Origin of the sequence: Streptomyces sp. NPDC053079 (assembly GCF_044546695.1) — a bacterium.
In the GTDB taxonomy this organism is placed as follows: Bacteria; Actinomycetota; Actinomycetes; order Streptomycetales; family Streptomycetaceae; genus Streptomyces.
On the sequence record NZ_JBITZJ010000006.1, the window covers coordinates 62468 to 85496 of the forward strand.

The 23029-nt window shown below is 73.5% G+C and carries 19 protein-coding genes; 4 read left to right on the forward strand and 15 right to left on the reverse strand.

What is annotated here, in order from left to right; translation table 11 throughout:
• Positions 1–67 precede the first annotated feature (67 nt).
• The 4 genes from ACIGXW_RS22505 to purD form a co-directional block, all read right to left on the reverse strand.
• Positions 68–970, reverse strand: coding sequence for a phosphoribosylaminoimidazolesuccinocarboxamide synthase (locus ACIGXW_RS22505; RefSeq protein ID WP_399574725.1), 903 nt, complete (start codon positions 968–970; stop codon positions 68–70).
• A gap of 70 nt (positions 971–1040) precedes the next feature.
• Complete coding sequence (locus ACIGXW_RS22510; protein ID WP_399574726.1) at positions 1041–2522, reverse strand: N,N-dimethylformamidase beta subunit family domain-containing protein; 1482 nt, start codon at positions 2520–2522, stop codon at positions 1041–1043.
• A 167-nt stretch (positions 2523–2689) separates the two neighbouring features.
• Complete coding sequence (locus ACIGXW_RS22515) at positions 2690–4366, reverse strand: hypothetical protein (protein WP_399575110.1); 1677 nt, start codon at positions 4364–4366, stop codon at positions 2690–2692.
• Between the two features lie 290 nt (positions 4367–4656).
• Positions 4657–5907, reverse strand: a complete 1251-nt coding sequence (gene purD / locus ACIGXW_RS22520; protein WP_071965784.1) for a phosphoribosylamine--glycine ligase — start codon at positions 5905–5907, stop codon at positions 4657–4659.
• 348 nt (positions 5908–6255) lie between these two features.
• On the opposite strand from purD, the gene ACIGXW_RS22525 reads away from it, so the two are divergent.
• Entirely contained in the window at positions 6256–6996 is a 741-nt protein-coding gene (locus ACIGXW_RS22525) for an SLATT domain-containing protein (RefSeq protein ID WP_071965783.1), read from the forward strand.
• 54 nt (positions 6997–7050) lie between these two features.
• Here ACIGXW_RS22525 and ACIGXW_RS22530 read toward each other — a convergent pair whose 3' ends face one another.
• The 4 genes from ACIGXW_RS22530 to ACIGXW_RS22545 form a co-directional block, all read right to left on the reverse strand.
• Positions 7051–7701 (reverse strand): hypothetical protein, encoded by a 651-nt coding sequence (locus ACIGXW_RS22530; RefSeq protein WP_071965782.1) that lies wholly within the window; start codon positions 7699–7701, stop codon positions 7051–7053.
• A 136-nt stretch (positions 7702–7837) separates the two neighbouring features.
• Positions 7838–10315 carry a glycosyltransferase gene (locus ACIGXW_RS22535; protein ID WP_399574727.1) on the reverse strand — a complete coding sequence of 826 codons (2478 nt, stop codon included), beginning with the start codon at positions 10313–10315 and terminating at the stop codon, positions 7838–7840.
• A 119-nt stretch (positions 10316–10434) separates the two neighbouring features.
• Entirely contained in the window at positions 10435–11136 is a 702-nt protein-coding gene (locus ACIGXW_RS22540) for a GntR family transcriptional regulator (RefSeq protein WP_071965780.1), read from the reverse strand.
• Between the two features lie 196 nt (positions 11137–11332).
• The gene (locus tag ACIGXW_RS22545) at positions 11333–12697 is read right to left on the reverse strand and encodes an aspartate aminotransferase family protein (RefSeq protein WP_399574729.1); all 1365 of its coding nucleotides are present in this window, start codon (positions 12695–12697) and stop codon (positions 11333–11335) included.
• Positions 12698–13063: 366 nt separating this feature from the next.
• On the opposite strand from ACIGXW_RS22545, the gene ACIGXW_RS22550 reads away from it, so the two are divergent.
• A complete protein-coding gene (locus tag ACIGXW_RS22550; RefSeq protein WP_071965778.1) occupies positions 13064–13267 on the forward strand; it encodes a cold-shock protein in 204 nt (67 codons plus the stop codon).
• Positions 13268–13429: 162 nt separating this feature from the next.
• Complete coding sequence (locus ACIGXW_RS22555) at positions 13430–15169, forward strand: serine/threonine-protein kinase (RefSeq protein WP_399574730.1); 1740 nt, start codon at positions 13430–13432, stop codon at positions 15167–15169.
• 65 nt (positions 15170–15234) lie between these two features.
• Here the strand turns inward: ACIGXW_RS22555 and ACIGXW_RS22560 are convergent, their stop codons facing one another.
• Complete coding sequence (locus ACIGXW_RS22560; protein ID WP_360913248.1) at positions 15235–16521, reverse strand: adenylosuccinate synthase; 1287 nt, start codon at positions 16519–16521, stop codon at positions 15235–15237.
• A 175-nt stretch (positions 16522–16696) separates the two neighbouring features.
• Between ACIGXW_RS22560 and ACIGXW_RS22565 the strand changes: the two genes are divergently transcribed.
• Positions 16697–17632 carry a diacylglycerol kinase gene (locus ACIGXW_RS22565; RefSeq protein WP_399574731.1) on the forward strand — a complete coding sequence of 312 codons (936 nt, stop codon included), beginning with the start codon at positions 16697–16699 and terminating at the stop codon, positions 17630–17632.
• Here the strand turns inward: ACIGXW_RS22565 and ACIGXW_RS22570 are convergent.
• The 6 genes from ACIGXW_RS22570 to ACIGXW_RS22595 all read right to left on the reverse strand — a co-directional run bounded on the left by ACIGXW_RS22570 (position 17629) and on the right by ACIGXW_RS22595 (position 23002).
• Complete coding sequence (locus tag ACIGXW_RS22570) at positions 17629–18291, reverse strand: response regulator (protein WP_399574732.1); 663 nt, start codon at positions 18289–18291, stop codon at positions 17629–17631. The genes ACIGXW_RS22565 and ACIGXW_RS22570 overlap by 4 nt on opposite strands.
• A complete protein-coding gene (locus tag ACIGXW_RS22575) occupies positions 18288–19544 on the reverse strand; it encodes a sensor histidine kinase (RefSeq protein ID WP_399575111.1) in 1257 nt (418 codons plus the stop codon). Before ACIGXW_RS22575 ends, ACIGXW_RS22570 begins: the two co-directional genes overlap by 4 nt.
• A 135-nt stretch (positions 19545–19679) precedes the next feature.
• A complete protein-coding gene (locus ACIGXW_RS22580) occupies positions 19680–20414 on the reverse strand; it encodes an alpha/beta hydrolase (RefSeq protein WP_399574733.1) in 735 nt (244 codons plus the stop codon).
• Entirely contained in the window at positions 20411–21634 is a 1224-nt protein-coding gene (kynU, locus tag ACIGXW_RS22585) for a kynureninase (protein WP_399574734.1), read from the reverse strand. The genes ACIGXW_RS22580 and kynU overlap by 4 nt, the downstream gene beginning before the upstream one ends.
• Entirely contained in the window at positions 21627–22463 is an 837-nt protein-coding gene (locus tag ACIGXW_RS22590; protein WP_399574736.1) for a tryptophan 2,3-dioxygenase family protein, read from the reverse strand. Before ACIGXW_RS22590 ends, kynU begins: the two co-directional genes overlap by 8 nt.
• A 125-nt stretch (positions 22464–22588) precedes the next feature.
• Positions 22589–23002, reverse strand: coding sequence for a DUF3151 domain-containing protein (locus ACIGXW_RS22595; protein WP_361897685.1), 414 nt, complete (start codon positions 23000–23002; stop codon positions 22589–22591).
• Between the last annotated feature and the right edge of the window lie 27 nt (positions 23003–23029).

Consider the following 23029-nt stretch of genomic DNA (forward strand, 5'->3'; position numbering starts at 1 on the left):
ACTGGTGCCCCCACCCTGGCAGACGCTGTCTGAGAGGGCTCTTATGGCTGGGCGGGTGGATGCCCGGTCAGGCCCACTTCTGGCCCGTCAGGCGTTCGTACGCCTCGATGTACTTCGCTCGCGTGCGGTCCACGATCTCCTCCGGGAGCTGCGGCGGGGGCTGTTCCGCCGTGCGGTCCCAGCCGGAGGCCGGGGAGGTGAGCCAGTCGCGGACGAACTGCTTGTCGAAGGAGGGCTGGGCGCGGCCCGGCTCCCATGTGTCGGCCGGCCAGAAGCGGGAGGAGTCCGGGGTGAGCACCTCGTCGGCGAGGACCAGCTCGCCGCCCTCCGCGTGGCCGAACTCGAACTTGGTGTCGGCGAGGATGATGCCCCGGTCGCGGGCGATGTCGCGGGCGCGGCTGTAGACGGCGAGGGTGGACTGGCGGAGCAGGGCGGCGGTCTCCGCGCCGACCTGGCGGGCCACCTCCTCGTAGGAGACGTTCTCGTCGTGCTCGCCGACCTCGGCCTTCGTGGCCGGGGTGAAGATCGGGGAGGGCAGCTCGGAGCCGTCGGTGAGGCCCTCGGGGAGGGCGAGGCCGCAGACGGTGCGGGTCTCGCGGTACTCGGCGAGGCCGGAGCCGGTCAGATAGCCGCGGGCGACGCACTCGACCGGGACCATGTCCAGGGAGCGGCAGATCAGGGTGCGGCCGGCCCAGTCGGCGGGGGCGCCGGGCGGCAGGTCGGTGGACAGGACGTGGTTGGGGGCCAGGTCCGTGAGCCGGTCGAACCACCACAGGGAGAGCTGGGTGAGGACGCGGCCCTTGTCGGGGATCTCGGTGGGCAGCACCCAGTCGTAGGCGGACATGCGGTCGCTGGCGACCATCACCAGCCGGCCGGCCTCGTCGCGGTACAGGTCGCGGACCTTGCCCGTGTGCAGGTGCGTCAGCCCCGGCACCTCGACGGGTTTGGGCTTCTCGACGAATCCGGACACACGGGCCTCCTGGTGGTTTGTCCAAGCACCTCGATTCTGCCGTACCGGTCCGCCGGGCTCCCGCGAGGGGTCAGACGCGTTTGCAGACGCGGTCCAGGAGATTGGCCGTGGCCCGCTGGACGCGGGCGTCGACGTGGCCGGGCCGGTCCAGGGCCGGGGACCAGGCGAAGGTGCCGGAGGCGAAGACGAGGGCGCCGCTGGGGGCGCGGTAGAGCGAGGTCTCCTGGTGGCGCGTGGCGCCCTCGCTGTCCTTGTACGGGGAGTGGGCGAGCAGGATGCGACGGGTGTGCTCGGGCAGGGCCGTACGGGGGAAGTAGCGGTCGGCCTCGCCCGCGACGAGGCCGGGCAGCTCGTCGCCCTCGCCGGCGCCGGTGGCCTCCCACAGCCAGTGGTCGGCGTTGCGGACGACCATGGGGGCGGGCTCCGGGACGCGGCCCGCGTACTGGATGCCGAGCAGCTGCTGCTCGGGGGGCGACGTCTCGCGCCAGAGGGCGGAGCGGCCGGGGCCGCGGCGCTTGCGGCAGGTCAGCAGGCGGTCGGGGCCGGCGGGCGAGGGGGCGAGCTCGACCTGCCAGTACATGGTGTTGGCGGAGAGGAAGACCAGCGAGGTGCCGCAGTCGCGGGCGTCCTCGACGGCGCGGCGCATGGGGGCCGACCAGTACTCGTCGTGGCCGGGGAAGACCAGGCCGCGGTAGCGCGCCGGATCGATTCGCCCGGCGTGCAGGTCGCGGGTCTCGGCGTAGGCGAGGCTGTAGTTGTAGCGCTCGGCCCAGCGGATGAAGTCGTAGGCGTGGCCGACGTGCAGCGGCAGGCCTGCGCCCGCGTAGGGGCGGTCGAAGGAGACCGTGGTGGCCGCGTCGGCCTCGCCGAGGAGCCGGCCGTCCTCGTCCCAGGCGTGGTAGAGGCTCGCGCCGGTGCGGCCGTTCTCGGGGTAGAGGTTGTAGGCCTGCCAGGTGATGTCGGGCAGGACGAGCAGCAGATCGGCAGGGCCGCTGTCGCGCACGGTGAACGGGATGTGGCTGCGGTAGCCGTCGGTGGTGGTCAGCACGGCCACATAGGCGCCGGTGCTCCAGAAGCTGGGGATCTGCAGCCGCCAGGAGAGCCACCAGTGGTGACAGGAGACCGTGCGGTCCACGGTCAGCGGCGGCGGCTGGACGATGCCGGAGAGCCGGGGGCTGGTGGTGACCTTGGCGGCTCCGACGCCCGCGTAGTGGCCGATGCGGTAGACGTCGACGCCGAACTGCTGGGGCGGGTCCACGGTGATCCGGAAGTCCAGGGCCTCGCCGGGGGCGACGGAGCTGGCGGAGGCGAAGCCCTTGATCTGGCAGTGGACGTCGTCGGCGGCGCGGGGGCCCGGTCTGCGGGGCGGTGGGACGCGGGTGCCGGCCGCGGTGGTCGTCACCGGGTCCACGTACCAGGGGATGATCTGGCCGGTGCCGTCGAAGTAGTACTCGCCGCCGCGCAGCCAGGGCAGCGGGCCCTGACCGAAGGGGTCCGAAACGGCGTGCGCGAGTGCACCGGATTCCCAGCGGCGGATCTGGTCCGTCCCCATGTGTGCTCCCTCCCCTAGGCCCCCGCATACCTTTTCGGTTTCCCAGCAGATACCCAGCAGATCACACGACGCGTGCGGCTTGTCACCGTTCGTCAGGAAATTCCCCGGAAGTGATGGCTCGGCCCCTACGGAGCGTCACGGCGTCACTCTCGGTCACCTGCTGCTGATCACATCAGTCGGACCGGCTTCTCGGGGCGGACCCCGACCTCGCCGAGCCAGGCGCGCAACGGCTCCCCGTCGCCGTCCTCGATCAGGCTCAGGACCGTACGGGTCAGGTCGGCGCGGCGGGCGCCGGCGACCAGCAGGGCCGGGCCGTCCAGCCAGTCCAGGCCGGGGACGGCACCGGCGGTGTCCACGGCCGCGCAGCAGACCATGGCCGTCACATGGTCGGCCAGCAGCTCCCGGCCGCTGCGCGGCGGCTGCAGCGGGAACAGCGGCGCGAGCCCGTCGACCCACGACCCGGCCGCCGCGCCGAACGCGCCTCGCTCGGCCGCGCGCTCCTCCTGGGCCGCCTCGCGCGCCACCTCGGCGCTCAGCCGCACCTCCAGTTCCTCCCCCACCCCGCTGCCGGCCGGGCCGGTGAGGCGCTCGAGGATGCGGGCAACCGTCGGCGCGGCCGGCACGGCGTCCTGCGCGGGGCCGCGGCGCGCGCCGGACAGGGCGCCCGGCACGGCGCCGCAGGCGGCGATGTCGTCGAGGACGCGGTGCAGCCGGGCGGCCTCCAGCCGCCACTTGCGGTCCACGACCTCGTCCGCGTACTGGCTCCAGGCGACCGGCGACCAGTCGGGGCCGGGCTGGGCCGGGCCGCCGTGGAAGAGCCGGGCGGCCAGCAGGGACGCGGCCTCGTCGATGAGGCCGGGCTCCTCCAACAGATCGCAGGCGGGCCGCTCGCCCAGCCGGGAGGCGAAGCCTTCCGCCAGCCGGTCGCGGCGGGACAGCTCGGTGAGCGCGGAGACGACGCCCGCGTCCAGCCGGGAGGGCCAGCGGCCCATCCGCCAGGCGGGCAGCGCCACGCGGTTCAGCAGCCGGTCCCAGCCGGCGTAGGCGAGGCCGACCTGCTCCTGGGCGACGATGCGCAGGCCGTAGTCCACGGTCTGGGCGCGCTCGGAGGCGGCGGCGGCCACTCCGCGCTCCATCTCGGCCGCGTGGTCGCGGCAGGAGCGCAGCAGCAGCCGGGCGACCCAGCCGACGAACGCGAGGAGGGGCCTGCTCGCCGCGACGGCCACGGCGGCGTCCAGGCCCCGGACGAAGCGACGGGCGGCGGCTATGTCGGGGTGGGCGGCCGGGCCCGTGCCCGCCACCACCGGGGCCAGCAGGGCGCGCAGCTCGGCGACGCGCATCCACCACAGGAACGGCGAGCCGATCACCAGGACGGGCGCGGCCCAGGCCCGCCTGCGCAGCCGCAGGCGCTCGCGCGGCGGGGCGTGCGCCGGATGCGTACGGTCCTCCAGCCAGCTGTCGCAGTCGGGGGTGAGCGCTATGGCGGAGGGCGCCGGGACCTCCAGCCGCTCGGCCAGGTCGCGCACCAGGCGGTAGAGGTCGGGGGCCGTCTCCTCGGGGATCGGGACGGTGGGGCTGAGGGCCGGCCGGGCCCGGGCGACGACCATGGCCACCCCGGCGGCCAGCGCCAGGGTCAGCAGGGCGGCGGCGGTGACCGCCGGACGGACGACGTCCACGGCGCCGCCCGCGGGAATCCGGCCCATGGCGGAGCCCGCGGCCAGCACGACGGCGGCCGCCGCCGGCACCAGGGCGACGGCCAGCGCGGCGCTGCGCACACGCAGCACGGCGAGGGCTCTGGCGCGCGCGGTCAGCGCGCCTGTTTCCGGACCTGCCACGAGACCGATCACCCCCAGTTGCCTGTAGTGCTCTGCCGAGGTGTGTTGCGTACCTCCCCCACTGTGGCACCGGCCTCTGACATCGCAATGCCGGTGGGCCAGTTGCCGGATGCACAGCAGTCGGCCTTCGCCGCACCCTAGTTGGGGGACGGGCGTGCGTCAGCCGGTTGGGCAAGCGGTCACTCGATGGAATGGCTTTGGGCAAAGCCTCTGCGCGGGGGCCGCTGGATGGGCCTGTCCGGGGCCACGCCCCGGATCCCGGCCCACCCGTCGCCGTGCGGCCGGCGTCCCGCGGCGGCTCAGGCCGACGCCGCCGCCTTGGCCGCGATGTCCGTGCGGTGGTGCGAGCCGTCCAGGCGGATGCGCGAGACCGCCTCGTACGCGCGGGTCCGGGCGGCGCTCAGGTCGCTGCCGGTCGCCGTCACGGACAGCACGCGGCCGCCGGCGCTGACCACCCGGCCCTCGGCGTCCAGCGCGGTGCCCGCGTGGAGCACGTACGCCTTGTCGACCCCGGCCGCCTCGGCCAGGCCCTCGATCACGTCGCCCGTGCGCGGGGTGTCCGGGTAGTTGTGCGAGGCGATGACGACCGTCACGGCGGCGCCCTCGCTCCAGCGCAGCGGCGGCTGGGCGGCGAGGTTGCCGGTGGCCGCGTTCAGCAGCACCCCGGCCAGCGGCGTCTTCAGCCGGGCCAGGACGACCTGGGTCTCCGGGTCGCCGAAGCGGGCGTTGAACTCGATGACCCGTACGCCGCGCGAGGTGATCGCCAGCCCGGCGTAGAGCAGGCCGGAGAAGGGCGTGCCGCGGCGGCGGAGCTCGTCCACGGTCGGCTGCAGAACGGTCTGCAGCACCTCGTCGACCAGCTTGGGGTCGGCCCAGGGCAGCGGGGAGTAGGCGCCCATGCCGCCGGTGTTCGGGCCCTCGTCCGCGTCGAGGGCGCGCTTGAAGTCCTGGGCGGGCTGCAGGGGCAGGACCGTCTCGCCGTCGGTGATGGCGAAGAGGGAGACCTCGGGGCCGTCCAGGAACTCCTCGATCACCACGCGGTCGCAGGCCAGCGCGTGCTCGCGGGCGGCCGCCAGGTCGGAGGTGACGACGACGCCCTTGCCGGCGGCGAGGCCGTCGTCCTTGACGACGTAGGGGGCGCCGAAGGCGTCCAGGGCCTCGTCGATCTCGGCGGGGGTGGTGCAGACGTAGCTGCGGGCGGTGGGGACGTTCGCGGCGGCCATGACGTCCTTGGCGAAGGCCTTGGACCCCTCCAGCACGGCCGCCCGCGCGGACGGGCCGAAGACCGGGACGCCGCGTTCGCGCAGCACGTCGGCGACCCCGGCGACCAGGGGCGCCTCCGGGCCGACCACCACCAGGTCGGCGCGCAGCGACGCGGCGAGCTCCGCGACGGCCGCGCCGTCCAGGGCGTCGACGGTGTGCACCTCGGCGACCTCGGCGATCCCGGCGTTGCCGGGGGCGCAGTGCAGCGCGGTGACGTCGGGGTCGAGGGACAGGGAGCGGCACAGGGCGTGTTCGCGGGCGCCGCCGCCGATGACGAGGACCTTCACGGTGCCACCCTATTGCCTGCCTTGTGGATCACTACGAGGCGGGGCCCCGCCCCGTCTCGTAGGAACCTCTTGATCCCGTCCCGGGAGCCCCTCGCGTACCCCGGAGTACCTCGCGGATCCGTCGCGCGGACGCCGCGAAGGCCACTCGTCAGGACGATTCCGCGCCCGTCCGATGTCATTACGCCGATCGGGCCGCACTCTTTCGGGTGAAGACCCGGTGCTCCTATACCCGATCCCGCTGCACTTACGGACGGAAAAGGCTGGATCTTGCGCCCAACGCCAACCGTTCGGCGGTAGGAAGGAGGCTGCGATCACTAATGACGCACGCGGCGGAGAGGGAGTGCAGGGGTGAGCCAGCCTGAGATGCAGCCCGAGGGGCTCCCTCGGGAGCAGGGAGGCCGCCAAGGAGGGGAGCACCGGGGCGACCTGCGCGGGCGTACCTTCCCGCTCGGGGACTGGGGAGAGCCCGCCGAGCGGCTGGACGAGCTGTACAGATGGGTCGAGGGCGGGGCGCTGAATCTCGCCGACTGGTACCTCACCGACCGGGCGTGGAAGCGCCGCTGGGCGCGCGGGCTGCGTCTGGGGGCGGCGTTCTGCGCCGTGGTGGGGGCCGCCCTGCCGCTGCTGGAGCTGACGAAGGTGCTGCGCACCGGCTCGGCGTGGGCCTTTCTGGCCCTGCTCGGCGCGGTGGCCTGCGTGGCCTGCGACCGCTACTTCGGGCTGACGTCCGGCTGGATGCGCGCGGTGGCCACGGCGCAGGCCGTGCAGCGGCGGCTGGAGGTGCTGCAGTTCGACTGGGCGTCGGAGTGCGTCCGCGAGGTGCTCGGGCCGACCGAGGGCACGGCCAGCGAGGCGGCCGAGCGCTGCCTGACGGTGCTGCGGCGCTTCTCGGAGGACGTCTCGGAGCTCGTACGGGCCGAGACGGCCGACTGGATGGTGGAGTTCCGGGCGGGCCCGGCCCCGCTGCTGACGCAGTCGCTGGTGGCGTGGGGGCCGCGGGGGGAGGCCGGGCCCGTGGGGCGGTTTCCGCTGCCGCCGCATACGCGGCCGAACATGCCGAGGCAGCGGCCGCCGGAGTCTCCGCGGTAGGGGTGTGACCCGGGGAGGGGCGGTGGCCGGGGCTTCCGGCGCCGCCCCTTTCGTTCAGCTGAAGACGATCATTGAGCCTTGGCCCAGGCTTCTGGTCGCCGCCGCGTGGAGGCCCAGCCAGACGTGGCGTTCGCGGGCGAAGGGGCTGTCGTCGTGCGGGGCCGGGGCCGCGCGTTCCTCCAGGGTGGTCGGGCGGTCGGGAGCGGCGGGCGGGGCCGGTGGGTTGGCGGGGTCGATGCCCAGGACCGGGGCCACGGCGTGGAGTTCGCGCAGCAGGCCGTGGCTGGAGCCCAAGGGGCCGCCGCCTTCGAGGAGTTCCTCGTTGGACAGTGGGTGGGCGAAGTCCACGGGGACGTACGCCCCGGCGTGGTCGTAGTGCCAGACCAGGTGGGACTGCCGGGCGGTGGCGTCGAACATCTCCAGCAACTGCTCGTAGTCGCCGCCCAGTTCGTCCACCGGGGTGACGGCGAGGCCGCAGAGGTTCAGCAGGTGGGCGCGGCGCAGGAAGTGCAGCGCGTCGTAGTCGAAGCCCGCGACCGGGGCGACGTCCCCCGAGAGGCCCGGCATGTAGCCGAAGACGGGCACCGGCGGCAGCCCGGCCTCGCCGAGTGCCTTGTCGTACGCGGCGATCTCCTCGGCGAAGGGGTTGTCGGCGCTGTGGCACAGCACGTCGACAAGGGGAACTAGCCAGAGGTCACAGGCCACGTGAGCTCACTCTCGTTCTCGCGGTGCGATGGTCGGGGCATGCGATGGTCGGGCCAGAGTAGTGCCGCTCAGCCGGTTGTCACACAGGGCCGACGGACATAGAAGCCCTCACTCCGCTTGCTTTCCGGCCGGTTGGTCAACTCCGCTCGCGCACGTCCCATACCCATGAGTCCGCGACGCGCCGCGGCTCCTTGCCCGACAGTCGTGTGAGGGCCTCGCGCAGCGGCGCCTGGTTGTCCTGCGGGGTGAGGACGAAGGCGTCCGCGCGCCAGAAGTCGATGTCCCAGCCGAACTGGCGGCGCTGCTGGGCGCCGATGTCGGGCACCTTCCCGCTCTCGCGGACCTTGTTCAGCAGGTCGGAGGTGAAGCGCGGCTGGGGCCCGTAGATGCCGATGCGCTCCGGCCCCCAGGGTCCGTTGAAGTAGCCGCCGGGGAAGGAGAAGGCGAGGCCGGCATCGACCTGCCAGCCCAGGGCGGCCGTCTCCGTGGGGCTGGGCACGGGGACGGGCACCAGGGAGTGGCCGGGGCGTACGTACTCCCGCCAGCTGCCGTCGGCGAAGAAGGCGGGCACCGGGGTGCGCTCGACGGTGCGGTACGGCGTCGGCAGCAGCGGCAGGACGGCCACGGCGAGCGCCGCCCAGCCCAGCAGCCGGCGCGAGCTCTCGCGCTCGCTGCGCAGCCGGCGCACGGCCAGCCGGTCGCAGGCGAGGGCGAGGAGGATGCCGAGGGCGGGCGCGCAGACCATCGCCGTGCGGGACTCGATGACCGACTCGAAGAACGGCATCTTCGCGACCAGCCGCCAGGGGCCCGGCAGCGTCTTGTCCGTGCCGAGCAGCGGGATGTTCTGCCCGAGGGAGAGGACGGCGGCGCCCAGGGCGGTGAAGCCCAGGGCGCGCACGCGCGGCTGGTCGCGCAGGTGGACGACGACGGCGACGGCCACGACCACGAGCGGCCAGCCGAAGAAGGCGTTCTCCTCGGTCCGGTTGAGCGACAGCGACGCGGCGATCTTGTCGTCACCGGCCAGCGAGCGGGTGGCGAACTCCAGCATGGCCATCGGGTTGTTGCCGACCTGCCCGTGCAGGACGCTGTGGTAGCTCTGCGGGCCGTAGAACTGCCAGGCCACGGGGAAGATCACCAGCGGTACGGAGACCAGGGCGGCGATGCCCAGGCCGCGCAGCAGCGGCGCGGCGACGGCCTTCGCGACGTCCGGGGCGGCGATCGCGTAGCCGAGGGCGAAGAGGGCGAAGCCGGTCACGGCCAGCAGCAGCGCCTCCTCGCCGAGGAAGATCTGGTAGGCGAGGAACAGGCCCAGGACGACGGCGTCGCGGGTGGGCCGGCGGTTCTCGCACAGCCGCAGCATCCGGTCGATGATCAGCGGCATCATGAACAGCACCGCGAAGTTCGGGTGCGCGTTGCCGTGCGAGATCATCGGCGGCGCGAAGGCGCAGAAGCCGCCGCCCAGAGCGGCCGCCCAGCGGGAGCGCACGAAGCGGCGGGCGATGAGCCAGTACCAGGCGCAGGCGGTCGCGGCCAGGCCGCCGGTGAGGACGATGGCCCAGGTGACGTGGGCGCCGAAGGCCAGGGTGACGGGTGCGAGGGGGACGGAGAGCCCCAGCATGGCGGTGTTCGCCATGAGGTTCACGCCGAGCGGGAAGTTCTGCAGCTCGGTGAAGAGGGGGTTGCGCAGGTGCGCGACGTTGTCCGCGGTGACCGCGAAGAACCACTCCCACTGCCGCTGGTCGGAGCCCGAGTCGACGAGGTAGCCGGTGTCGAGGGCGCCCCACAGTCCGCCGTAGAGGAAGAACGAGAAGAGGAGGAAGAGGGCCGGGGCGGCGAGCCGCACCGGGCTGACCGTGCGCAGGCGGATGCGCAGGAGGTCGGCGAGGACGCGGGGGTAGGCGAGCGGACGGACCTTGGATCCCGGCTGGTGGGCCCAGCTGACCGGCACCTCGGCGACCTCCCAGTCCCGTTGGTGGAAGAAGCGCAGGATCTCGACGTCGTAGCTCCAGCCGTCGAGGCGGGAGCCGGCGAAGGCCGTACGGACCTTGTCGCCGTCGAAGAGCTTGAAGCCGCACTGGGTGTCGCGTATGCCGGGCACGGCGGCGGCGCGTATGAGGCGGGCGCCGAGCCGGCCCATGAGCTCGCGCAGGGCGTGCTGGCGCACCGCGATCCGGGACTCGGGCAGCGCGCGGGAGCCGACGGCCGCGGTGGCGCCCGCGTCCACGTGCCGCTGGAGGACGGCGAGCTCCTCGATGGGGGTGGCCAGGTCCGCGTCGGTGACCAGGACGCGCCGGCCGAGGGAGGCGAGGACGCCGGTGCGGACGGCGTGGCCCTTGCCGCGGTTGGCGGGGGTTCTCAGCAGACGGATGCGCGGCTCGTCGGCGGCCGCGGCCTCGGTGATCGCCGCCGTGCCGTCGGTCGAGCCGTCGTCGACGACGAGCAGCTCCCACCGCAGCGGCTCCAGGGTCCCGAGGTGCTCCCGGATCGCCCGCAGCGTCGGGGCGAGCCGGTCCTCCTCGTTGAAGGCCGGGACGACCACTGTCAGGTCGACGGTGCTGGTTCCGGCCGGTATGGGGGGCTCCGAGGGCTGGGCCGACGGCTGGGTCTTTGACATCACGTGACTGAGACGTCCCTCAAACGGTCGAAGGTTGCATATCCGACATCAGCGTCGCCGTCCCGGCTGATCACCCTGTCTGATCACCCGTTTGGCGGCGGCGTCGAGCAACTTCGACCCTATTCGGTCGAACCTCGATTGCTCCCGGTCGTGTCCGTAAGGCAGTCGATCAGCGCCAGCGTGTGCTCGTTGTACGCCACGATGATCCGCTGCGCCTCCTCCACGTCCCGGCAGGCCACCGCCTCGACCAGGTCGGCGTGCCGGTCCCACAGCCGCCCGCGCAGATCCCCCAGCGAGCGCAGCAGCGGCACCGTGAAGATCCAGCTCTGCACCCGGACGCGGTCCAGGAAGTCGGAAATGTAAGGGTTGCCGACCAGGCCCGCCATCTCGCGCCAGAAGCGCAGGTCGTAGCCGATGAGGATGTCGAGGTCCCCCGCGACCGCCGCCCGCCCGGCCTCCTCGGCCCGGCGCCGCACCGAGGCCAGCGCCTGCGGGGTGGCCGCCTGCAGGGCCCGCGCGGTGGAGCGGCGGAACATGCCCTCCACGATCAGGGTGCGGGCCTCGATCATGTCCCGGAAGTCGGCGTGGGAGAACTCGCGCACCCGGTAGCTGCGGTGCAGCTCCACGTCGAGCAGCCCCTGCGAGCACAGGTCGAGCAGGGCCTCGCGGACGGGCGTGGCCGAGACCCCGTACTGCTCGGCTATCTCCTTGACGGTGAACTGCCGGCCGGCCGGGAGCCGCCCCGCGATGACCTCGTCGCGCAGGGCGTCGGCGATCTGCGAGCGCAGCGTCGTGCGCCTGACCGCGTCGCTGCCGGGCATTGGTCTCCGTCTCCCCTTCCATGACCGCGCGTCTGGCATGCGAACGGCCCTCGCAACGATATGCGAGGGCCGTCGCGGGGCGATATGACCGTACGCACGGAAAGGGCGAACGCTACCCGATGGCCGCGCGGGCCTGTAAGGGGCGGTATGCGCAGTTCCGTTTTCCGCCCTCCGGTGGGGCGGTCGTCGTCCTTCCTCAGACCGTGTGGGCGTCCGCCACCGTCAGCGCCTCGTCCAGGGCCGCCAGGCCCTCCTTCACCTCGGCCTCGGTGACGGTGCACGGCGGTACGACGTGGGTGCGGTTCATGTTCACGAACGGCCACAGGCCGGCCTTCTTGCAGGCGGCGGCGAAGGCCGCCATGGGGGCGTTCGCGTCGCCGGCCGCGTTGTAGGGCACCAGCGGCTCGCGAGTGGCCCGGTTCCGCACCAGCTCCACCGCCCAGAACACGCCCAGGCCGCGCACCTCGCCCACCGACGGATGGCGCTCGGCGAGCGTGCGCAGCCCGGGGCCGATGACGTCCTCGCCGATGCGGGCCGCGTTCTCCACGACGCCCTCCTCGGCCATCGCGTTGATCGTGGCCACGGCGGAGGCGCAGGCCAGCGGGTGCCCGGAGTAGGTGAGCCCGCCCGGGTAGGGGCGGCGGTCGAAGGTCGCGGCGATCTCGGCCGAGATCGCGACGCCGCCCAGGGGGACGTAGCCGGAGTTGACGCCCTTGGCGAAGGTGAGCAGGTCGGGGGTGACGCCGAAGTGCTCGGCGGCGAACCAGCGGCCCGTGCGCCCGAACCCGGCCATGACCTCGTCGAGGACGAACACGATGCCGTAACGGTCGCAGATCTCCCGCACGCCCGGCAGGTAGCCCGGCGGCGGGACCATGATGCCGGCGGTGCCGGGGACGGTCTCCAGGACGATCGCGGCGATCGTGCCCGGCCCCTCGAAGGCGATGGTGTCCTCGAGGTGCGCCAGGGCGCGCCGGCACTCCTGCTCCTCGCTCTCCGCGTGGAAGGGCGAGCGGTAGAGGAACGGCGCCCAGAAGTGGACCACGCCGGCCGAGGCGGTGTCGGAGGGCCAGCGGCGCGGGTCCCCGGTGAGGTTGATCGCCGCGGCGGTGGCGCCGTGGTACGAGCGGTAGGCGCTGAGCACCTTGGGGCGGCCGGTGTGCAGCCGGGCCATCCGGACGGCGTTCTCGACGGCCTCGGCGCCGCCGTTGGTGAAGAAGATCTTGTCGAGGTCGCCGGGCGTCCGCTCCGCGATCAGCCGGGCGGCCTCGGAGCGCACGTCCACCGCGAAGCCCGGCGCGATGGTGCACAGCCGGGCGGCCTGCTCCTGGATCGCGGCCACGACCTTGGGGTGCTGGTGGCCGATGTTGGTGTTCACCAGTTGGCAGGAGAAGTCGAGGTAGCGGTTGCCGTCGTAGTCCCAGAAGTACGAGCCCTCGGCGCCGGCCACGGCCAGCGGGTCGATGAGGCCCTGCGCCGACCACGAGTGGAAGACGTGGGCGCGGTCGGCGGCCTTCACCGCGGCGCCGGCGGAGGGATCGGGCTGCGTGCTCTGGGTGCTCACGGGCATAAACCTCGTATCTGATGGGGCATTAGGCGTCCGGCCCCGAGCCTACGGAGTGCGCTCCCTGCGTGGATACCGGCACTGTGTCGCCCGCTCGACGCCCCCGTGGACACAGTGCCGGGTGCCCGGCGCCCCGTGAACAACGGCCCGCGCGCGGCCGTGGGAGGGCGCCGCCGACAGGGGGAACGGGCGCATCGCCACGCGGCGGGAAATCCCAATTCGGGGCCATTTGCCTGCTACGGTCTTTTGCAGTTGCAGTTTTGGTACCCATTTGTCATGTGCGCCTGAAGGTCTGTGACCTCGGGCGCACTTGCGTTTTTCCTGGAGCACGGAATTCCGCCGTGCGCCCCCAATAAGGAGATCAGCTTGGCTACCGGCATCGTGAAGTGGTTCAACTCGGAAAAGGGCTTCGGCTTCATCCAGCAGGACGGCGGCGGCGCGGACGTCTTCGCCCATTACTCCAACATCGCCACGCAGGGCTATCGGGAGCTCCAGCAGGGCCAGAAGGTCACCTTCGACATCACCCAGGGCCAGAAGGGCCCGCAGGCGGAGAACATCCTCCCCACCTGACCGCCGGACGGCGCTCCGGGGCGGCCTCGACGGCCGGCCCGGCAGCCCTCCGGAACCGGGATCCACCGGGGGCCGGGGACCGCACTTTGTGCCGTGCGGATACCCGGCCCTTTGGCATGCCGCTATTCTCCGCGGAGAAACATGGGGGAAGGAGTGCCCGGCATGGAAGATCTGTCGCCGGAAGACCCACGCACACTCGGCGCCTATCGGTTGCTCGGCAAGCTGGGCGCAGGAGGCATGGGCCGGGTCTATCTCGCCCGCTCCGACAGGGGCCGCACGGTCGCGGTCAAGCTGGTGCAGCCGGAACTGGCGGGCCAGGAGGAGTTCCGGCGCCGCTTCCGGCAGGAGGTGCGGGCCGCACGGCAGGTCGGCGGCGAGTGGACGGCGCCGGTGCTCGACGCGGACACCGAGGCCGCCGTCCCGTGGGTGGCCACGGGCTACATCGCCGGGCCGTCGCTGCGCCAGGTCGTCGGCCAGGACTTCGGGCCGCTGCCCGAGCGGTCCGTACGCATCCTGGGAGCGGGCCTCGCGCGCGCCCTGCAGGCCGTGCACGCGGCCGGGATCGTCCACCGCGACCTCAAGCCGTCCAACGTGCTCATCACGCTCGACGGGCCGCGCGTCATCGACTTCGGCATCGCCCGGGCCCTGGAGACCGTCACCGACGGGGGCCTGACCCGCACCGGCGCGGCCGTCGGTTCGCCCGGCTTCATGTCGCCCGAGCAGGTGCGCGGCGGCCAGGTCACGCCCAAGAGCGACATCTTCTGCCTGGGCTCGGTGCTCGCCTACGCGGCCAGCGGCCGGATGCCGTTCGGCACGGCCGACAGCGGCGTCCACGCCCTGATGTTCCGCATCGCCGAGGAGGAGCCGGACCTCACGGGCGTGCCGGCCACGCTGCACCCGCTGATCTCCGGGTTCCTCGCCAAGGACCCCGACGCGCGGCCCACCCCCGAGGAGGCGCTGGAGCGCACCGGCGCCCGGGACCTGCTGACGAACCTGCGCTCGGCCGAACCGTGGCTGCCGGGCGGCCTCGTCGCCCAGCTCGGCCGGCACGCCGTCCAGCTGCTCGACGTCGAGAACCCCGCCCACCCGGCCGGCATACCGCCGCACTCCATAGCCGGGCCGCCCACGCAGGTCGACCCGCCGCAGGACGCCCGTCCGGTGGACCCGCCCACCCTGACGGGGCCCGTGGCGGGCGGCGCCCAGCCCCTGCCGCCGCCCGCGCCGGGCCCGCAGGCGGGCTACGCCTACCCGCCCCCGGGCCCGTACGGCCCTGGCCCGTACCACCACCCGGTCGCGCCCGCGCCGCAGCCGCACCGCTCGAAGACGCCCTACATCGTGGCCGCGATCGTGACCGTCGGGCTGCTCACGGGCGGCGGCACGGTCTATCTGCTCAACAAGGACACGGGCAACGCCGCGCACAACAGCCCGTCCCCGGCGCCGACGCCCCCGGCCTCCTCCCCCGGCCCGGCGTCGTCCGCCGCACCGGTGCCTCCCACGACCGGGCCGACGACCGCCACCAGCCCCACTCCCGCTCCCACGCCCACTCCCGAGGCCGGGCCGCGGGCGTTCCTGGGCACCTGGCAGTCGAGCTTCGGCAGCGGCTCGCGCGTCAACACCCGGACCATCACCATCTCCGGGAGCTCGGTCACCATCGACGGAAGCGGCGTCCTGGACGACGGCACCTCCTACGTCTGCACCTGGCAGGCGACCGCCACCGGCGGCGGCGCCGACGGGAGCCCGATGCACGTCGGTCCCTCCAGCGTCACCCGGGCCATGCCCAAGTCGGCCTGCCAGCCGGGCTCCTCGTCCGAGCTGGTCCTGCTCCCGGACGGCAGGATGCGGCGCGACTTCTCCGACTCCGCCACGAAGGACGCGTCGCTCGTCTACCGCAAGATCTACTGAGAACGGACGACGGCGCCCCGGTGGCAGTGAGCCACCGGGGCGCCGTCGTCGCGTGCGCGTGCCGCTTACGACAGGAACGAGTTGATCTCGATCGTCTCGTCGCGGCCCGGGCCGACGCCGATCGCGGAGATCGGCGCGCCCGACATCTCCTCGAGCGCCTTGACGTACGCCTGGGCGTTCTTCGGCAGCTCGGAGAAGGTCTTGGCCTTGGAGATGTCCTCGGTCCAGCCCGGCAGCATCTCGTAGATCGGCTTCGCGTGGTGGAAGTCGCTCTGGCTGTAGGGCAGCTCCTCGACGCGCTTGCCGTCGATCTCGTACGCGACGCAGACCGGGATCTGCTCCCAGCCGGTCAGCACGTCCAGCTTGGTGAGGAAGAAGTCCGTCAGGCCGTTCACACGGGTCGCGTAGCGGGCGATGACCGCGTCGAACCAGCCGCAGCGGCGGTCACGGCCGGTGGTGACACCGCGCTCGCCGCCGATGGTGCGCAGCGCCTCGCCGTCCTTGTCGAACAGCTCGGTCGGGAACGGACCGGCGCCGACGCGCGTGGTGTACGCCTTCAGGATGCCGATCACGCGGTTGATCTTCGTCGGGCCCACGCCCGCACCCGTGCAGGCGCCGCCCGCCGTCGGGTTCGAGGAGGTGACGAAGGGGTACGTGCCGTGGTCGACGTCCAGCAGGGTGCCCTGGCCGCCCTCGAAGAGGACGACCTTACCCTCGTCGATGGCGTTGTTCAGGATCAGCGTGGTGTCGGCGACGAAGGGCTTGATCTGCTCGGCGTAGGCCAGCAGCTCGTCGACGATCTTCGCGGAGTCGATGGCGCGGCGGTTGTAGAGCTTCGCCAGGATCTGGTTCTTGAAGTCGAGGGCAGCCTCGACCTTCTGCTCCAGGATCGACTCGTCGTACAGGTCCTGGACCCGGATGCCCACGCGGTTGATCTTGTCCGCGTAGGTCGGGCCGATGCCGCGGCCGGTGGTGCCGATCTTCCGCTTGCCGAGGAAGCGTTCCGTCACCTTGTCGACCGTCGTGTGGTACGGCGTGATCAGGTGGGCGTTACCGCTGAGCAGCAGCTTGGACGTGTCGACGCCGCGCTCGTTGAGTCCGCTCAGCTCGGAGAGCAGGACCGCCGGGTCGACGACTACACCGTTGCCGATGACCGGAGTGCACTCCGGCGAGAGGATTCCGGAAGGGAGGAGGTGCAGCGCGTATTTCTGGTCACCTACGACGACCGTGTGGCCGGCGTTGTTGCCACCTTGGTAGCGCACCACGTAGTCCACGGATCCACCGAGCAGGTCGGTGGCCTTTCCCTTGCCCTCGTCACCCCACTGAGCACCGAGCAGCACAAGTGCGGGCACAGGCGTACACCCCTTCCGGGCGGGGCATGTCCAACGTGCACAGGCGGCGTGAGCCCGTTGTTTCGGGCGTTCACCACCGCTAGAGCCGTCGAACCGGTGCCCCGGATAGACGAAGCCCCTGGCGCAACAGCGACAGGGGCTCTTGCACCGAGAGATTACCTGAGGAAGGACGAAGGTGTCGGCTGCAGACCCGACCGGAGCGCAGCTGCTCGTCGTCATCGACCCGGTCGCACGCCGTGTGGACGGCGAGTCCACACGGATCGCGAGGGACGTGCTGTGCGCCGGAGCGGTGGCGAAAATCTGCCTCCCGAACGGGCCGGAGGAAGTGGCGCGGGCCGTCGCCCGACGCGGCCGGCGCCGGACCGTCGTGATCGGCGACGACCGGGCCCTGCTGCGCGTCGTCGGTCTGCTGCACCGGCGCCGCGAGCTGGCCGAGGCGCCCCTGGCGTGGGTGCCGGTGGGCGCGCTGCCGGCCGTCTCGGTGGCCCGGGTGCTCGGCGTCCCGCTGGGGGCCGTGGCGGCCGCACGGGCCGTTCTGGACGGCGTGGAGCGGCGGCTGGGCATGCTGGCCGACGACAGCGACGGCGTCGTCCTGGGCGGCCTGTGGGTGCCCGCGGGGGCGGCGCACCGCGCCGCGCACCGCCCGGTGGGCGCCCGGCCCGAGCCGGGGGCGCCCGAGCCCGCCGGCGCGCCCGGCGGCGAGGCGCGGACGGTGGCCCGGGGCGGCGGCGCCCACCAGTCGTGGTGGTCCCCGGCCGCCCGGACCGCCCGCACGGCCCTGACGATGCTCTCGGGCCCGTCCGGCCGGCATCCGCTGCCGTCCTGCACCCGGCTGCGGGTGGAGGCGGACGGGGTGCTGCTGGCGGACCTGGACCGGCCGGTGGGGCGCGTGGCGGTGGCGGCCGTGGACGGCCTGGCCGAGGTCGTGGTCCACGCGCCCGCCGACCCCGAGCCGGTACGGACCAGGGCCCGGGCGGTCACGGTGTCCGGCCCGGACTTCCGCTACCGCGCCGACAACCGCATCCGGGGTCCGGTCCGCGCGCGCACGTGGACAGCCGTGCCGGACGCGTGGCGGCTGACCCTGCCGGCCGCCCGGCCGGGCGGCGGCTAGCCGCCGCCCGGGGTGACCAGGCCAGCCTCGTAGGCGAAGACCGCCGCCTGGGTGCGGTCGCGCAGGCCCAGCTTCACCAGGATGCGGCTGACGTGCGTCTTGACCGTCGACTCGGCGACGACGAGGTGGGCGGCGATCTCGGAGTTCGACCGGCCCTGGGCGACCAGGACCAGGACCTCGGTCTCCCGCTCGGTGAGGTCGCCCACGCGCTCCTGGGTGGGGGCCTTGGGGGCGCCCAGGCGGGAGAACTCCTGGATGAGGCGCTTGGTGACCGTCGGCGCCAGCAGGGCCTCGCCGTCGGCCACGACGCGCACGCCGTCGGCCAGCTGGCGGGCGGAGGCGTCCTTGAGCAGGAAGCCGCTGGCCCCGGCGCGCAGCGCCTGGTAGACGTACTCGTCCAGGTCGAAGGTGGTCAGCACCAGCACCTTGGCGCCGGCATCGGCCGCGACGATCTCGCGCGTCGCCTCCAGGCCGTTGAGCACCGGCATCCGGATGTCCATCAGGACGACGTCGGGGCGCAGCTCGGCGACCTTCCCGACGGCCTGGCGGCCGTCCACGGCCTCGCCGACGACCTCGATGTCGGGCTGGGCGCCCAGCAGGACGGAGAAGCCCTCGCGGACCATCATCTGGTCGTCGACGATGAGAACCCTGATGGTCATGCCGCCGCCTCGCCCGTCGCGACCGGGATGAAGGCGGCGACCTCGTAGCCGCCCTCCTCGGTGGCCTGGGCCGTCATCTCGCCGCCGAGCATGGTGACGCGCTCGCGCATGCCGAGCACGCCGTGGCCGGCGCCCGGGGAGGGCTTGGCCAGCCGGTCGGGGCGGCCGTTGACGATGCGCAGGCCGAGCCCGCCGAGGACATAGCTGATCTCCACGCGGGCCGTGGAGCCCGGGGCGTGCCGCAGCGCGTTGCTGAGGGCCTCCTGGACGATGCGGTACGCGGACAGCTCCACGCCCTGCGGCAGCGGGCGGGCCGCGCCGGTGGTGACGTGCTCGACGTCGAGGCCGGCCTCGCGGACGTTGGCCAGCAGCCCGCCGAGGTCGGCCAGCGTCGGCTGCGGCGCCTCGGGGTCGGCGAACGCGTCCGGGTCCTCGGACCGTACGACGCCCAGCACGCGGCGCAGCTCGGTGAGGGCGGCCACGGCGTTCTCCCGGATCGTGGCGAAGGCGGCGGCCAGCTCGGGCGGCGTGTCCGCGACGCGGTAGGGCGCGGCCTCGGCCTGGATGGCCACCACGGACATGTGGTGGGCGACGACGTCGTGCAGCTCGCGGGCGATCGTGGTGCGCTCCTCGAGCACGGTGCGGCGGGAGCGCTCGACCTCGGTGACGGCCGCCTGCGCGGCGACCTGCCGCTTGGAGTCGCGCAGGCCGCGGAAGGCCGCGACGGCGAAGAGGATCATGCCGGAGAGGAGGGTCATCTCGACCGTGCCGTCGTCGTAGCCGTAGCCGTGCAGCGAGCTGAGGAACACCCCGAAGGCGGTCGTGATCAGCCACATCTCCGCGGCGATGCGCGGCCGGGTGCGCGAGGCCACGATCACCATCACGGCGACGTGCGAGACGAACCCGCTCGGGCTCCACAGCTGGCCGCCCAGGACGACGCCGCTGACGAAGGCCGCCGCGAGCGACAGCCACCAGGCGCCGACGGGCCGGAACAGCGTGGTCACCAGCGGCACGCCCGCGAACAGCGCCAGCAGCACGCCGCCGACGCCGGGCCGGTACGCCAGCGCCCCCAGCATGACCAGGATCGTGAACCCGGCGACGGCGGCGTGCGGGAACCAGCGCACGTACCGGGCGAGGCCGCCCGGCATCCTGCGCACGAGCCCGTTGCCGCCGGCGAGGGGCGGCAGCGGCCGGAAGGCGAAGGCGTCGGTGAACAGGTCCTGGCGTATGCCCTCGAGGGCGCTCTCCACCATGCGCATCTCGCTGCGCAGGCCGTTCGTCTCATGGGTGTGCTTCACGTCGTCAACGGTAGGCAAGTCCATCGCGCACGGCGTCCGCACGTGTGGGGATCTACGGGGGTCCGTCTCAAGTACTACGCGGAGAACAAATCAGCCCGTCCGGCGTTTGAGGACCGGGGGTCCGGGGGCGGAGCCCCCGGTTACGGCCAGCAGCCGGGCGCACTCCGGGGTGCCCACCGTGATCGGCTCGTAGTGCCCCGCCCCCTCCAGCAGCTCCAGCGTCACCCCCGCCCCCGCCGCCCCGGCATAGGCCCGCGACAGCCCCACCGGCACCTCCCCGTCCTCCGTCCCGTGCAGCACCGTCACCGGCGCCCGCGGCGGCGGCAGCCGCATCGGGTCCGCCGCCGCCTCCTCCCCCGGAACCACCAGCTCCGCCACCGCCCCGCCGCTCAGCCGCAGGGCCCGCGCGCGGGCCAGGTCGGCCACCGGGGCCACCGCGACGACGTGGTCGACGCGGACCCCGGCGGCCAGGGGCGAGGACGCCGCCCACAGCGCCAGGTGGCCGCCCGCCGAGTGCCCCACCAGCACGTGCCGCGAGGCCGTACAGGCGCGCTCGCCCGCCTCCAGGGCCCGTACGACGTCGTCGAAGGTGGCGGGCCAGCCGCCGCCCCCGCCCACGCGGCGGTACTCCGCCAGGACGACCTCCGCTCCCCGGCCGGCCAGCGTCGCGGCCAGCGGCGCGAGGTGGTGGCGGTCGTAGGCCTCGCGCCAGAAGCCGCCGTGCAGCAGCGTCACCCGGAGTGCCGCCGGGCCGCCGCGGTAGAGGTCGATGACCTGGCTGGGATGGGGCCCGTACGCGACGGTCACCGCCACGGGCCCGGTCACCGGCCGAGCACCCCGGCCAGTACGCGTGCCGCCCGCTCGGCGTCCGCGAAGCGCGTGTAGAGCGGGGTGAAGCCGAAGCGCAGGACGTCCGGCGGGCGGAAGTCGCCGACGACGCCCCGGCGGACGAGCTCCGCCATCACCGCCTCCGCGTCCGGGACGCACCGCAGGGACACCTGGCTGCCGCGCCGGTCGTGCGCGTCCGGCGTGAGGGACTCGGCGCGGCCCGCCGGTACGTACGTCCGGACGCAGCGCAGGAAGAAGTCGGTGAGGGCGAGGCTCTTGGCCCGTACGGCGGTGGGGTCGACGCCGTCCCAGACGTCGAGGGCCGCGTCGAGGGCGAGGAGGGAGAGGATGTCCGGCGTGCCGACCCGGCCGCGCGGGGCGCCGTCGGCGGGGACGTAGTCGGGGGACATGCCGAAGGGGTCGGCGTGGGAGTTCCAGCCGGGCAGCGGCGAGTCGAAGCGGGGCTGCAGGTCGCGCCGGACGTGGAGGAAGGCGGGCGAACCGGGGCCTCCGTTGAGGTACTTGTATGTGCAGCCGACCGCGAGGTCCACGCCGTGGGCGTCGAGCCCGATGGGCAGCGCGCCCGCGCTGTGGCACAGGTCCCAGACGACGCGCGCCCCCGCGGCGTGCAGGGCGGCGGTCGTGGCGGGCAGGTCGTTCAGGCGGCCGGTGCGGTAGTCGACGTGGTTGACGAGCGCGACGGCGGTGCGCGGGCCGGCCGCGTCCGCGATGTCCGCGGCGTCGGCGGCGCGGATGCGACAGCCGGTCATGCGGGCGGCGGAGCGGGCGAGGTAACCGTCCGTCGGGAACGTGGCCGCGTCCACGAGGACCTCGTCGCGGCCGTGGCCGTCCTGGCCTGCGAGCCGGATCGCGGCGACGACCGCCTTGAAGACGTTGACGCTCGTGGAGTCGCCGGCCACGACCTGGCCGGGGCCGGCCCCGACGAGCCGTCCGATCCGGTCGCCGACCCGCTCGGGCGCGGTCCACCACCCGGACTCGGTCCACGACCGGACGCGCAACCGCCCCCATTCGCGGGCGACGACGTCGGCGACGCGGCCGGGGACGGCCCGGGGCAGCGCCCCGAGGGAGTTGCCGTCGAGGTAGACGACCTCGGCCCCCTCCTCCCCGTCCCCTTCCAGCACGAACTCCGCCCGTTTGCCGCGCAGCGGATCCGCGGCGTCGAGGGCCGCGGCCTCGGCGGCGAGGGGCTCAGACACGGCTGCGGGCCGTCCACAGCTCGGGGAAGACGTGCTTGGTCGCCCGCTTCTCCAGCCAGGCGACCCCGGCCGACCCGCCCGTCCCCACCTTCGCGCCCATCGCTCTGCGGGTCGCCACCAGGTGGTCGTTGCGCCAGCGCCAGACCAGCTCGGCGACCTCGGTCAGGGCCTCGCCCAGCCGGCACTCCTCGCTGTTCTGGTCGCCCGCGTAGACGCGCTGCCAGACGTCCTCGACCGCCGGGTCGCCGATGTAGCGCTGGGATACGTCGCGGTCGCGGACGGCGGCGGGTATCGCGTGGCCGCGCCGCGCCAGGTAGCGCAGGACCTCGTCGTACAGGCTCGGCGCGTGCAGCGCCTTCTCCAGTTCCGCGTGGATGCGCGGGGTGCCGCGGTAGGGGACCAGCAGCGCCGGGGACTTCTCGCCGAGGAGGAACTCCAGGCGGCGGTAGGTGGCCGACTGGAAGCCGGAGGCGTCGCCGAGGGCGGAGCGGAAGGAGTTGAACTGGGCCGGGGTCAGGTGCGCGAGCGGCTTCCAGGAGGCGTTGAGCGATTCGAGCTCGTACGTGGAGCGTTTGAGGGCCGCCATCGCGACGGGCAGGTCGTCCCCGCGCAGGGCACGGGCCGCGGTCTCCCACTCGTGGACGATGACGGTGAACCACAGCTCCATCACCTGGGTGGTGACGAGGAAGACCATCTCGCCGGGGTCGTCCGAAAGCGGTTCCTGCAGGTGGGAGAGGACGTCGGCACGGACGTAGTCCTCGTACGGGGTGGTGCCCGTGAAGTCCAGATGGGGGGTGGTGGTCTGGTCGAGCCGTGGTTCCGAAGTCACGCGTCGCCTCCACTGCCGTCGCTCCCGGGATCGCCGGGGTCTCGCCGGGGTACGCCGCGATCATCGGTGCACGAACGCCGCCACGGCAAGGGCCGTGACGGCGTTCGCGGTGCGTCGGCGCTTCGTCAGCCGAGGGTGTTGGCGGCCGTCGGGGAGCTGTCGCGCAGGAAGGTCGTGCAGCGCTCGTACTCCTCCTGCTCGCCGATCGACTGCGCCGCCCGGGCGAGGGCGTGCAGGGCGCGCAGGAAGCCGCGGTTGGGCTCGTGCTCGAACGGCACCGGGCCGTGGCCCTTCCAGCCGCTGCGGCGCAGCGCGTCGAGGCCGCGGTGGTAGCCGGTGCGGGCGTACGCGTACGACTCGACGACCCGGCCGCCCTCGAACGCCTCGTCGGCGAGCTGGGCCCACGCGAGCGAGGAGGAGGGGTACTTGGCGGCGACCTCGGCGGGGGCCGCTCCGGAGGCGAGCAGCTCGCGCGGCTCGGGGTCGTCGGGGAGGTGGGTCGGGGGCGGTCCCCCGAGAAGGTTCTCGTGAATCGACATGGGCTCCAGTCTGCCGCAGCCGCCGGT